The following is a 12,466-nucleotide window of genomic DNA, read 5'->3' on the forward strand; positions in this document are numbered from 1 at the left end:
TCAGGCCAGTACCGCGTTGATCCAGCGCACCTGCTGGTTGAAGTCATCGATCTTCGCCTGAGGCACCGCATCGCGGGCACGTTCGAAGTTGGCCAGGGTCTGCTGCTTCTGCCGCAGCATGCGCCGCCACTTGACCAGGAACGCCTCGCTCTTCTCCTGCAACAGCAGCGGGCCGAAGTACAACTGTTCGGCGCTGTATGCCGCCGTACCGGGCTCGGCGACGATGATCTCGTAGTCGAAGCGGTTCTCCCGCAACAGTTCTTCGCTGACGATGCGCAAACCATTGTCCGTCAGCCATTGACGCAGTTCGCGCTCACCGCCATTGGGTTGCAGCACCAGGCGGGTGACGCCGGCCAGGCGCTGCTTGCCGGCCTCGAGAATGCCACACATGGTATCGCCGCCCATGCCGCAGAGGCTGATCACCGAGATACGGTCCTGCGGCTCGATCGCGGCCAGGCCATCGGCCAGGCGCACGCCGACCCGGCCTTCCAGGCCGTTCCTGCGCACGTTGCGCCGGGCGGAGGCGAATGGCGTTGGCGCCACCTCACCGGCAACCGCCGCCTCCAGCACGCCGCGCAACATCAAGGCCACCGGCAGGTAGCCATGGTCCGAGCCAATGTCGGCCAGGCGCGCGCCCTGCGGCACATGGGCTGCCACACGCTCCAGGCGCCTGGACAAGGTCTGTTCGTTCAAGGTAGCCCCCTGGCTTTGCAATGGGGCGCGATTCTGACGGCGAACGCCGCATATTTCAAACACCGGGCTGCCCTCGACCGGGCCAGCGCGCTCGCGTAGGCTTGCCGCTTTCCTTCCGTTGCAAGGCAAGTCACACCATGGCAAATGCAGACATCATCTACACCCCGGACCCGGACGCCGAATCGATCTCCTCTGACGTCGCCGAATTCAATGGCGTACTGGTCACCACCCAGATCCCGACCCACGCCGATGGCAGCCTGGAACTGGGCGACATCGTCGCGCAGAGCGAGTGCACCCTGCAGGCGCTGAAGGTTGCCCTGGAAAAGGCCGGCAGCGGCATGGACCGGGTATTGCACCTGACCATCTACCTCACCGACATGGCCGACCGCGCGGCGTTCAACGAGGTGTACCAGCGTTTCTTCAGCAAGCCCTGGCCGGTACGCGCTGCGGTGGGCGTGGCCGCGCTGGCGGTGGAAGGCATGCGCGTGGAAGTGACCGCAATGGCCGCCAAGCGCTGATCGATCCACAACGCACACTCCCTGCAGGGGCAGCCTTGTAGTTCGCGAAAGGGGGCGCAGCGCGCCAGGCCATCAGCTGCGCCGCCAATGTCGCCGAGGCCGCGTCGCCGCCCACCGCGTCGCAAGGCCGCTCCTGCACGGAACCGCATCCGCTAGCGACCGACACCTCTCGGCACCGCAATGGTGCCGCCGGCCGCTTTCGCCGCTACAATGCCTGCCTAAACCGTGCCAGCCCGAACCTATAAAGACATGTCCCTTCCAAAGAACCACCTGGAACTGCTCAGCCCTGCCCGTGACGTCGCCATCGCCCGCGAAGCGATCCTGCACGGCGCTGACGCCATCTATATCGGCGGCCCGAGCTTCGGCGCGCGCCATAATGCCTGCAACGAAGTCAGCGATATCGCCGGACTGGTCGAGTTCGCCCATCGCTACCACGCACGCGTCTTCACCACCATCAACACCATCCTCCACGACAACGAACTGGAACCCGCGCGCACGCTGATTCACCAGTTGTACGACGCCGGCGTCGACGCCCTGATCGTGCAGGACCTGGGCGTGATGGAACTGGACATCCCGCCGATCGAGCTGCACGCCAGTACCCAGACCGACATCCGCACCCTGGCGCGAGCCAAGTTTCTCGACCAGGCCGGTTTCTCCCAGCTGGTGCTGGCCCGTGAGCTGAACCTGCAGCAAATCCGCGCCATCGCCGCCGAAACCGATGCCGCCATTGAATTCTTCATCCACGGTGCGCTGTGCGTGGCCTTCTCCGGCCAGTGCAACATCTCCCACGCGCAGACCGGCCGCAGCGCCAACCGTGGCGATTGCTCCCAGGCCTGCCGCCTGCCCTACACCCTGAAGGACGATCAGGGGCGCGTGGTGGCTTTCGAGAAGCACCTGCTGTCGATGAAGGACAACAACCAGACCGCCAACCTGCGCGACCTGGTCGATGCCGGCGTGCGCTCGTTCAAGATCGAAGGCCGCTACAAGGACGTGGGGTACGTGAAGAACATCACCGCCCACTACCGCAAGGAACTCGACGCCATCCTCGAAGACCGCCCGGAGCTGGCCCGCGCCTCCAGTGGTCGCACCGAACATTTCTTCGTGCCCGACCCGGACAAGACCTTCCACCGTGGCAGTACCGACTACTTCGTCACCGACCGCAAGGTCGACATTGGTGCCTTCGATTCGCCAACCTTTACCGGCCTGCCGGTGGGCGTCGTGGAAAAGGTCGGCAAGCGTGACCTGCAGGTAGTCACCGAAGTGCCGCTGACCAACGGTGACGGCCTCAACGTGCTGGTCAAGCGCGAGGTGGTGGGCTTTCGCGCCAACATCGCAGAGCTGCGCGGCGAGTTCGAGGAAGATGGCGAGAAGCGCTACCACTACCGCGTCGAGCCCAACGAAATGCCCGAAGGCCTGCACAAGCTGCGGCCCAACCACCCGCTGTCGCGCAACCTCGACCACAACTGGCAGCAGGCCCTGCAACGCACCTCGGCCGAGCGCCGGGTCGGCGTGCAGTGGCATGCGGTACTGCGCGAGCAGCGCCTGGCGCTGACCGTCACCAGCGAGGAGGGAGTGAGCGCGCAGGTGGCACTGGACGGCCCGTTCGGCCCGGCCAACAAGCCGCAGCAGGCGCTGGAGCAGTTGCACGACCTGCTTGGCCAGCTGGGAACCACCATGTACCACGCCGACAGCATCGAACTGGACGCTCCGCAGGCGTACTTCATCCCCAACTCGCAGCTCAAGGCCCTGCGTCGCGAAGCCATCGAGGCCCTGACCGCAGCACGGGTGCAGGCGCACCCGCGTGGCGGGCGCAAGGCCGAGACCACCCCGCCGCCGGTGTACCCTGAGTCGCACCTGTCGTTCCTGGCCAACGTTTACAATCAGAAAGCCCGCGACTTCTACCACCGCCATGGTGTGCAGCTGATCGATGCGGCCTACGAGGCTCATGAAGAGCACGGCGAGGTGCCGGTGATGATTACCAAGCACTGCCTGCGTTTCTCCTTCAACCTGTGCCCCAAGCAGGCCAAGGGCGTGACCGGCGTGCGCACCAAGGTGGCACCGATGCAGCTGATACAGGGTGACGAAGTGCTGACCCTGAAGTTCGACTGCAAACCGTGCGAAATGCATGTCATCGGCAAGATGAAAAGCCACATCATCGACCTGCCGAGCCCAGGCAGCGCGGTGGCCCAGGTGGTCGGCCACATCAGCCCTGAAGACCTGCTCAAGACCATTCCGCGCGGGCCGCATTGACCTGGCTTGCAAGCGCCCCTGCAAGTAGGCCCGGTCTCCGGCACCGGGCAAGCCGCCCGTTCAGCGTATCTGGTGCTTGTGCAGCAAGCGATAGAACGTCGGGCGCGAGATGCCCAGGACCTTGGCTGCCACGCTCAGGTTGTCACTGTGCCGGTTGAGCACGTCGCAGAGGGCCTGGCGCTCGGCCCGGTGCTTGTACTCCTCCAGCGTGCCCAGTGGCGATCGGGCCTGGTCGGGCGTTTCCAGGCCCAGGTCCTGCGCCTCGATTTGCCGGCCTTCGGCAAGTACCAGCCCGCGGCGAACCCGGTTGGCCAGCTCGCGAACATTGCCCGGCCAGTCATGCCGGCCCATTGCCGCCAGCGCGTTATCGCTGAACGAGCGCGGGCGGCGCCCGGTTTCCGCGCTGTAGAGCTGGGCAAAATGGTTGGCCAGCATGGACAAGTCGCCATGCCGGTCGCGCAACGGTGCGGTTACCACCTGCAGGACGTTGAGCCGGTAGTACAGGTCCTCACGGAAACGCCCTCGCTCGATGGCCCTTTCCAGGTCCACGTGGGTGGCCGCAAGCACGCGCACATCCACCGGGATCGGCTGGCTGCCCCCCACCCTTTCGATGTGCTTTTCCTGCAGGAAGCGCAGCAGATTGGCCTGCAACTCTAGCGGCAGGTCACCAATTTCATCGAGGAACAGCGTGCCACCGTGGGCGGCTTCGATGCGCCCGATCTTGCGCTGGTGGGCACCGGTGAAGGCCCCCTTTTCATGGCCGAACAATTCCGACTGGATCAGGTGCTCAGGGATCGCCCCGCAGTTGATGGCGATGAACGGTTGCTCGCTGCGCTGCGACTGGCGATGCAGGGTGCGGGCGACCAGCTCCTTGCCGGTACCGCTTTCCCCGCGAATCAATACCGGTGACTCGGTAGGCGCAAGCTTGCCCAGCAGCTTGCGCAATTCGCGGATCGGGCGGCTGTCACCGAGCAGCTCATGGGGGGTGTCGTCCACCCTGCGCACACCCCTGCCGCGCAGGCGGGCCATGCCGAAGGCACGGCCCAGGGTGACCTGTACCCGGGAAACGTCGAACGGCAGCGTGTGGAAGTCAAAAAACCACTCACAGACAAAATCACCGACCGCCGGCATGCGCAGTTGTTCGGCGCTGAGCACGGCAATCCATTCGGTATTGCTGCGTTTGATCAGGTCCTTGACCGCATCCGGGTGCCTCAGGTGGCCGGCCTGCAAGCGCAGCAGGCCCACATCGCACGGGTGATCCAGCGCGGCCCCGAGCATGCAGCTGTGTACATCCCAGCCTGCGATACGCAGGCCTGGCAACAAACGGTGGCAATCATCGCAAGGGTCAACGATGAGCAAACGGCGTTGGGCAGCTGGCTGTTGCATGACCGATCCTTGGCGCCAGTTTTTGGTTTTTTGAAATAAAACAGCAAGTTGTGGCGCCCGATTAACAGTAGCAACGAAGTTGACAGTTCCCAGTACCGTCTGTCTGTCGAATTATTTTTTTACAATCTGCCATGGGAATTTTCGCATTTTATCGACATCACATGGCGGCGAGGGCAGTAATGGAAGCCCGCCCTGCAAAAAATTTACAACGCCTGTGTGACTTGCCCCCGGACATAGAGCATCAGTACACATAACCCCGCGCTGCAGTTCGCGACCATTGAGGCGACTTCCAGGCAACGCGGACTTTATCTGGATGTTTGGGACCAATAGAGAGACCGAACCATGAATGCCCCGCTCCGTGTCAACGAAGCACTGCTGATTGCCGACCACGCCTTCGAACCCTTCCAGTGCATAGCCTGGGATGCACCCAACGGTACTGGTGAGCTGAGCCTGGCAGTGATCGACCGGACCAGCACCCGCATCGGCAGCAAGCAAGTGTCGTCGCGCATCTATTCCGACCCGGCCCAGTGGGCCAGCCTGCTCGAGGAAGTGCGCGCAGAACTGAGCGAAAAAGGCTACGACCTGCAACCGTGGTCGATGCCGAAATAATATAAGCCGGTCAATCAAGTGCGTGCGCCAGTACGCACTTGGACAAATTAGCCAGTTGCAGTTCTGGCATGTTTCCTGTTGCGACATAGTGTCGCGCAAGCCGTTTTCAATCCACGATTCTGAACTGTTGCAAGTGCTGATAATCCGCTTGCAGTTGTTCTGCCAGGCGCTGAGCGCGGCCCAAGCGCACCGGCGCCAGCTCCATATCTACCAGCAATGTGGCACATGGCATCGGCTGCACGCCGTTGCAGTGCTGCAGGCGGCCATCGGTGAACACCAGGCAACGCTGCGCTTCATGCGGGTGGGCGCGTTGCCGCGCCTGCAGCCAATGCCGGGCCTGGGCCAGCGCTGCGAGCAACGGCGTCCCGCCACCGGCCCCCAAGGCTTGCAACCATGGCTGCAAGGCGGCCGAAGCCTTCAGGCCATGGCGCTGCCATTGCGGCGTATGCCCGCTGGCAGTCAGCAGGGCCAGCCGGGCGCGCTGGCGGTATGCCTGGTCGAACAACGTCGCCAGCAGCCCTTTGGTCTGCGCCAGCGCCTGGTAACGCCGGGTCGAGGCCGAGCTATCGACGATAACCAGCCACAACTCTGCGGGGCGAGCCTGGCGCTGCTGCCAGCACAGGTCCTGGCGCAGCCGTGGCCGGCCCTTGAGCAGGGTCGGCAGCCAGGCCACCCGGCCGCTGTCGGCAGTGCGCGCTCGGCCCGTGCGGACACCGTCCTGCTTGCCTGCGCCTGCTTTGGCATCCGGCCCCTTGGCGGTTGACTGGGGGATGCTCAGGGCTTTTTTGCCCAGTTCGGCACCTCACGGCGGGCGCCACTGGCGACCGGCTGTGCCGGCAACGCCCCCCAGTCACCCTGCCCGCCCTGCTCACCCGACTGGCGGGCATCTTGTGGCAGGGGCTGCTGCTCTGCCTGGGGTGGCGAAGATGGGCTGGCCTGAGGCGTGACCCGGCGGCGGTGGCGCAAGGCAAACTCTGCCACCGCCTCGACGTCGGCTTCTTCGATGGCTGCGCCGCCGCGCCAGGCGCAGTGAGCGCGTGCAGCCCGCAACCAGACCAGGTCGGCGCGCAGGCCATCGACCCCTGCGGCATAGCAGCGCTCGGTGATCCAGGCCAGCGCCTGGTCGTCCAGGGCAATTTCGGCCAGGGCCTGACGAGCGGCCTGGCAGCGTTCGCGCAATTGCGCCTGAGCCTGGGCCCATTGCGCGCAGAAGGCTTGCGGGTCAGTGTCGAACGCCAGGCGGCGACGAATGATCTGCTGGCGCGCCCCGGGCTCGGGCAAACCTTCCAGGGCCACGTTCAGGCCAAAGCGGTCGAGCAACTGTGGGCGCAGTTCGCCCTCCTCCGGGTTCATGGTGCCGATCAGTACGAAGCGCGCATTGTGCCTGTGCGAAATGCCGTCACGCTCGACGCGGTTGGTACCGCTGGCCGCCACGTCGAGCAGCAGGTCGACAAGGGTATCGGGCAGCAGGTTGACCTCGTCGACGTACAGCACGCCGCCATCGGCCTGGGCCAGCACGCCCGGGGAAAACTGCGCCTTGCCCTGGCCGAGCGCGGCATCCAGGTCGAGGGTGCCAACCAGGCGTTCCTCACTGGCCCCCAGCGGCAGCGTGACGAACGGCCCCCCACCCAGCAGGTCAGCGAGGCCACGGGCCAGGGTGCTCTTGGCCATGCCACGCGGCCCCTCGATCAGCACACCGCCGATCTTCGGGTCGATGGCGGTCAGGCACAGCGCCAGTTTCAGCTCGTCGGCACCGACCACGGCAGCCAGCGGGAATTGCACGGGTTCACTCATTTCAAGCCTGTTCCTCGCCGTCGAGCAGTTGCTCCTCGAGGGCTTCGCGGTAATCGCCCGGCGCCAGCCACAGGCCACGTTGCTGGGCCTCCAGCAGGCGCTCGGTAAGGTCGCGCAAGGCCTCGGGGTTGTGCTCGCGCATGAAGTCGCGGGTCGCCGGATCGAGCACATAGGCATCGGCCAGCGACTGGTAATGATGGTCGTCGATCAGGTGCGTGGTGGCATCGAAGGCAAACAGGTTGTCGACCGTCGCCGCCATCTCGAACGCCCCCTTGTAGCCATGGCGCTTGACCCCGTCGATCCATTTCGGATTGAGCGCACGGGCGCGGATGACCCGGTTCAGCTCTTCCTTGAGGGTACGGATGCGTGGTCGGTCGGCCTGGCTGTGGTCGCCGTGATAGCTGGCCACGGCCGTTGCCGAAAGGGTTTCCGACGCCGCCAGCATGCCGCCCTGAAACTGGTAATAGTCGTTGGAGTCGAGCAGGTCATGCTCGTGGTTGTCCTGGTTCTGCAACACCGCCTGCACCCTGGCCAGGCGCTGGGCGAACTGGGCGCGGGCCGGTGTCCCGTCGTCGCTGGCACCGTAGGCATAACCGCCGTGGTTGAGGTAGACCTCGGCCAGGTCTTCGCGGCTGTGCCACAGGCGCCCGTCGATGGCGTTCTGTACCCCGGCGCCGTAGGCCCCGGGCTTGGCGCCGAACACCCGCCAGCCGGCCTGGCGTGCGGCCTGCGCGGCATCCAGCCCCTGCGCCTGCAGCGTGGCACGCTCGCTGCGCACGCGGGCGGCCAAGGGGTTGAGGTCGTCTGGCTCTTCCAGCGCGGCGACCGCCTGCACCGCAGCATCGAACAGGCGGATAAGATTGCCGAAGGCATCGCGGAAAAACCCGGAAACGCGCAACGTCACATCCACCCGCGGGCGGTCGAGCAGGCTCAACGGCAGGATTTCGAAATCGTCGACGCGCTGGCTGCCGCTGGCCCATACCGGACGCACGCCCATCAACGCCATGGCCTGGGCGATGTCGTCGCCACCGGTGCGCATGGTCGCCGTGCCCCACACCGACAGGCCGAGCTGGCGCAGGTGGTCGCCGTGGTCCTGCAGGTGGCGTTCGAGGATCAGGTTGGCGGAAGCGAAGCCCAGGCGCCAGGCCGTGGTGGTGGGCAAGTTGCGCACATCCACGGTATAGAAGTTGCGACCGGTGGGCAGCACATCCAGGCGCCCACGGCTGGGTGCACCACTGGGCCCGGCAGGCACGAAGCGCCCCGCCAGCGCGGCCAGCAAGCCACTGATTTCAGCGTCACCGCAGGCATCCAGGCTGGGGGCCACCGCTTCGCGCAGGGCCTGCACCACGTCATGCACCGGCTGCCATTCGCCCTTGTCCGGTAACCGTGCAGTGCCATCCAGTGCCTGCTCGATCACCTGCAGCGCCAACAGCTCAAGACGCTCGCGGGTGTCGCCACAGGTGCGCCAAGGCTCAGCACTGATGGCCAGCAGGCGCTCGGGACGCGCCCCCTGCCATGGCTGGCCGAGGTCGCAATCGAGCGGGTCGAAGCCCGGCACCAGCGCCTTGGCCAGGGCGCGCAGCAGGCTGGCATTGCCGCCGCGCCCATCGCCTCGCTCGACCCGTAACAGCGCCAGCAAGGTATCCAGGCGCAGCCGCCCTTGCGGCGACTGGCCGAACACATGCAAGCCATCACGAATCTGCGATTCCTTCAGGTCGCACAGGTAGGTGTCCAGGCGCGGCAGCCACACGGCAGCGTCGTCCAACTGCCCTTCCAGTTGCAGCTCGCGGTCGATGTGGTTGGCCTTGACCAGTTCGAGGATGTCGCGCTGCAGTTCGCGTGCGCGCCTTGGGTCGAGCAGTTGCGCTTCATAGAATTCATCGGCCAGCTGCTCCAGGTGGCGCAAGGGGCCGTAGGTTTCGGCGCGCGTCAACGGCGGCATCAGGTGGTCGATGATCACCGCCTGGGTGCGCCGTTTGGCCTGGGCACCCTCGCCCGGGTCATTGACGATGAACGGGTAGATGTTCGGCAGCGGGCCGAGCAACGCGTCCGGCCAGCACTGTGCCGACAAGCCGACGCCCTTGCCGGGGAGCCATTCGAGGTTGCCGTGCTTGCCCACGTGGATCACCGCGTCGGCGGCAAAGGCATGGCGCAGCCAGAAGTGAAACGCCAGGTAGCCATGCGGCGGTACCAGGTCGGGGTCGTGGTAGACCGCGCTGGGGTCCACCTGGTAGCCGCGTGCCGGCTGGATGCCGACGAAGGTCAGGCCGAAGCGCAGGCCGGCGACCATCAACCGGCCACTGCGGTACATCGGGTCCTGCTGCGGCGCCCCCCAGCGCTCCAGCACCGCCTGGCGGTTGGCTTCGGGCAGTCGGTCGAAGGCGGCCTGGTAGTCGGCCAGGCTCAGGCTTTGCGCACAGGGGCGCAGATCCAGCTGGTCGAGGTCATTGGTCACTCCACCCAGCAACAGCTGGATCAGCTGCGTGCCGCTGCCCGGCAACTCCGCCAGGGGGTAGTCCTCGGCCCGCAGCGCCTTGAGGATGTTCAACGCAGCCGCTGGCGTATCCAGACCGACGCCGTTGCCAATGCGGCCATCCCGGGTCGGGTAGTTGGCCAGCACCAGGGCCACGCGCTTCTGGGCATTCGGCAGGCGCGCCAGCTCGACCCAGCGACGGGCCAGCTCGGCGACGAAATCCATGCGTTCGGGGTGGGCGCGGTAGCAGACCACGTCGGACTGGCTGCGCTCGCTGCGCCAGGCCAGGTCCTTGAAACTGACCGGGCGCGTGATGATGCGCCCGTCCAGTTCCGGCAAGGCAATGTGCATGGCCAGGTCGCGCGCGCCAAGGCCCTGCTCGCTGGCTTCCCAGCCGAGCTGGTTATCTTGGGCGCAAATGGCCTGGAGTACCGGGATGTCACGGCGGAACGGGCGCAAGTTGGGCCGTTCGGGGCTGGACAGGGCAAAGCCGGTGGTATTGACCAGCACCTCGGCGTCGACCTCGTCCAGCCAGGCTTCGACCTGCTCCAGGCACGCGCTTTCCTTCAGGCTGGCCACGGCGATCGGCAGGGGGTTGAGCCCGGCGGCCTGCAGCCGCTGGCAGAACACGTCGATGAACGCGGTATTGGCCGCCTGCAGGTGCGAGCGGTAGAACAGCAGCGGTGCCACCGGCTGTTCGGGATGCCACTGCGGGTACCAGTCCTGCAGCGTGGCGCTGCCCTTGGCCGGGTGATACACCGCAGTGCGCGGCAAGGGCTGTGGCTCGTCCCACGGATAGTCGCGGCCCAGCCACTGGCTGGCCAGGCAGTTGAACAGGTTGATGGCATTGGCCTTGCCGCCCTGGCGCAGGTAATGCCAGAGGCGCTCGGCCTGCTCGTCGCTGACGGTGCCCAGGCGGGTCAGCTCCGGGTCCGGGCGATCATCGCCCGGCACCAGGATCAGCTGTACGCCACGGGCAGCCAGCTCGACCAGTTGCTCGACACCATAGCGCCAGTAACCCACGCCACCGTGCAGCGACACCAGGATGAGTTTGGCATGGCGCAGCACCTGGTCGACGTACAGGTCGACCGAGGCATGGTTCTGCACCTGCATCGGGTTGGCCAGGCGCAGGCTGGGAAAATCCTCGGGCAACAGCTCGGCGGTATCAGCGAGCAATGCCAGGTGCGAATCGCCGCTGCAGAGGATCACCAGCTCGGCGGGGGTCTGGCCAAGGTCGGCAATGCTGTCATCCGGCACGAAGCCGCCGGGCTGGGTCCGCAGCAGGTGCATGGGTCAGGCGCCCAGGGCCTGGCGCAGGCGTGCTTCCAGACGGGCAGCGTCGAGGTCCTGGCCGATCAGCACCAGGCGGGTGATGCGTGGCTCGTCGGCACGCCAGGCGCGGTCGAAGTGCTTGTCGAAACGGGTACCCACACCTTGCACGAGCAAGCGCATCGGCTTGCCCGGGATGGCGGCGAAGCCTTTGGCGCGCAGGATGCCGAAGTCGACCACCAATTGGGTCAGGGCATCGAGCAGCAGGCTTTCGTCGGCCTCTGGCAAGTCGATCGAGATCGAATCGAAGGCGTCGTGGTCATGCTCGTCATGGTCATCGCCATCATGGTGCGCATCGTGGTGGGTGCGGCGGCCATCGATGTGCGCCTCGGCTTCGGCGCCCACGCCCAACAGCACGTCCAGCGGCAGCTTGCCGCTGCTGGCTTCGATCACCTTGACTGCCGGTGGCAGTTCTTCGGCCACTTCGGCGCGGACCTTGGCCAGGCCCGCAGCGTCGATCAGGTCGGCCTTGTTCAGCACCACCAGGTCGGCGCTGGCCAACTGGTCGGCGAACAGTTCGTGCAGCGGCGACTCGTGGTCGAGGTTGGGGTCGAGCTTGCGCTGGGCATCGACCTGCTCCGGGTAGGCGGCAAAGGTGCCGGCGGCCACCGCTGGGCTGTCGACCACGGTAATCACCGCATCGACGGTGCAGGCATTGCGGATTTCCGGCCACTGGAACGCTTGCACCAGTGGCTTGGGCAGGGCCAGGCCGCTGGTTTCGATGAGGATATGGTCGAGGTCGCCGCGGCGTGCCACCAGCTCGCGCATGACCGGGAAGAACTCTTCCTGCACGGTGCAGCACAGGCAGCCGTTGGCCAGTTCGTAGACCCGTCCGCTGGCTTCCTCCTCGGTGCAACCGATGCTGCATTGCTTGAGGATTTCACCGTCGATGCCCAGCTCGCCGAACTCGTTGACGATCACCGCGATGCGGCGGCCCTGGGCATTGTCGAGCATGTGCCGTAACAAGGTGGTCTTGCCCGAGCCGAGGAAGCCGGTGACGATGGTGACGGGAAGCTTGGCCAGTGTTTTCATGTCGCATTGCCCTTGGCAGATTGGCGCGGGCATGCAGGACGACAGCCGCAGGCCAGGCCAGCCGGGCTTGTTCGCCACCGGATCACCCCGCCCGGTTGAAAGTCGAAAACGTGACGAGGCAGGTCTCCTGGCTTGCACCACTCCAGTTGCACGCCGCTGCGGCAGGCTGGCAGGACGACGCCTTCCCGCGCGCTGGCGCAGTGGCTGTGTCGATCCGTTGTCGATGCTTACAGTTGCGGGGGCAGCCGCGGCTTGTACCGCGTTCCCGTCTTAGCTTCGGCCTGGCCGAAGAACCTCGAAGTGCAAGGCTACGCAGTGGTTGGCGGGTGGTCAACCATTGGCTCGCCGCGATTCTTTTGGCGCCTGTGAGATCGAGCGCCGC

Annotated in this window: 9 protein-coding genes and 1 riboswitch; of the genes, 3 read left to right on the top strand and 6 right to left on the bottom strand. The window is 65.8% G+C overall.

All coding sequences use genetic code 11. From position 1 onward, the window contains the following. Positions 1-693 (bottom strand): tRNA (adenine(22)-N(1))-methyltransferase, encoded by a 693-nt coding sequence (locus tag B4L76_RS00740; RefSeq protein WP_296229810.1) that lies wholly within the window; start codon positions 691-693, stop codon positions 1-3. Between the two features lie 137 nt (positions 694-830). Between B4L76_RS00740 and B4L76_RS00745 the strand changes: the two genes are divergently transcribed. Both B4L76_RS00745 and B4L76_RS00750 read left to right on the top strand, forming a co-directional pair. Further along, the gene (locus B4L76_RS00745) at positions 831-1,211 is read left to right on the top strand and encodes a RidA family protein (protein WP_296229811.1); all 381 of its coding nucleotides are present in this window, start codon (positions 831-833) and stop codon (positions 1,209-1,211) included. Positions 1,212-1,460: 249 nt separating this feature from the next. Beyond that, the gene (locus tag B4L76_RS00750) at positions 1,461-3,461 is read left to right on the top strand and encodes a peptidase U32 family protein (RefSeq protein WP_296229812.1); all 2,001 of its coding nucleotides are present in this window, start codon (positions 1,461-1,463) and stop codon (positions 3,459-3,461) included. A 60-nt stretch (positions 3,462-3,521) separates the two neighbouring features. Here the strand turns inward: B4L76_RS00750 and B4L76_RS00755 are convergent, their stop codons facing one another. Next, entirely contained in the window at positions 3,522-4,847 is a 1,326-nt protein-coding gene (locus B4L76_RS00755; protein ID WP_296229813.1) for a sigma-54 dependent transcriptional regulator, read from the bottom strand. Positions 4,848-5,189: 342 nt separating this feature from the next. Here B4L76_RS00755 and B4L76_RS00760 point away from each other — a divergent pair, with 342 nt between their 5' ends. After that, a complete protein-coding gene (locus B4L76_RS00760; RefSeq protein ID WP_296229814.1) occupies positions 5,190-5,456 on the top strand; it encodes a hypothetical protein in 267 nt (88 codons plus the stop codon). Positions 5,457-5,562: 106 nt separating this feature from the next. Here B4L76_RS00760 and B4L76_RS00765 read toward each other — a convergent pair whose 3' ends face one another. The 4 genes from B4L76_RS00765 to cobW all read right to left on the bottom strand — a co-directional run bounded on the left by B4L76_RS00765 (position 5,563) and on the right by cobW (position 12,084). Continuing rightward, complete coding sequence (locus B4L76_RS00765) at positions 5,563-6,129, bottom strand: vWA domain-containing protein (RefSeq protein ID WP_296229815.1); 567 nt, start codon at positions 6,127-6,129, stop codon at positions 5,563-5,565. Between the two features lie 101 nt (positions 6,130-6,230). Then, a complete protein-coding gene (locus B4L76_RS00770) occupies positions 6,231-7,250 on the bottom strand; it encodes an ATP-binding protein (RefSeq protein WP_296229816.1) in 1,020 nt (339 codons plus the stop codon). A 1-nt stretch (position 7,251) separates the two neighbouring features. Further along, entirely contained in the window at positions 7,252-11,013 is a 3,762-nt protein-coding gene (gene cobN / locus B4L76_RS00775) for a cobaltochelatase subunit CobN (RefSeq protein ID WP_296229817.1), read from the bottom strand. Positions 11,014-11,016: 3 nt separating this feature from the next. Continuing rightward, positions 11,017-12,084, bottom strand: a complete 1,068-nt coding sequence (gene cobW, locus B4L76_RS00780) for a cobalamin biosynthesis protein CobW (RefSeq protein WP_296229818.1) — start codon at positions 12,082-12,084, stop codon at positions 11,017-11,019. Positions 12,085-12,184: 100 nt separating this feature from the next. Beyond that, positions 12,185-12,397: riboswitch (cobalamin riboswitch) on the bottom strand. Positions 12,398-12,466: the final 69 nt, after the last annotated feature.

It is taken from the genome of Pseudomonas sp. UBA4617 (assembly GCF_002386445.1).
In the GTDB taxonomy this organism is placed as follows: Bacteria; Pseudomonadota; Gammaproteobacteria; order Pseudomonadales; family Pseudomonadaceae; genus Aquipseudomonas.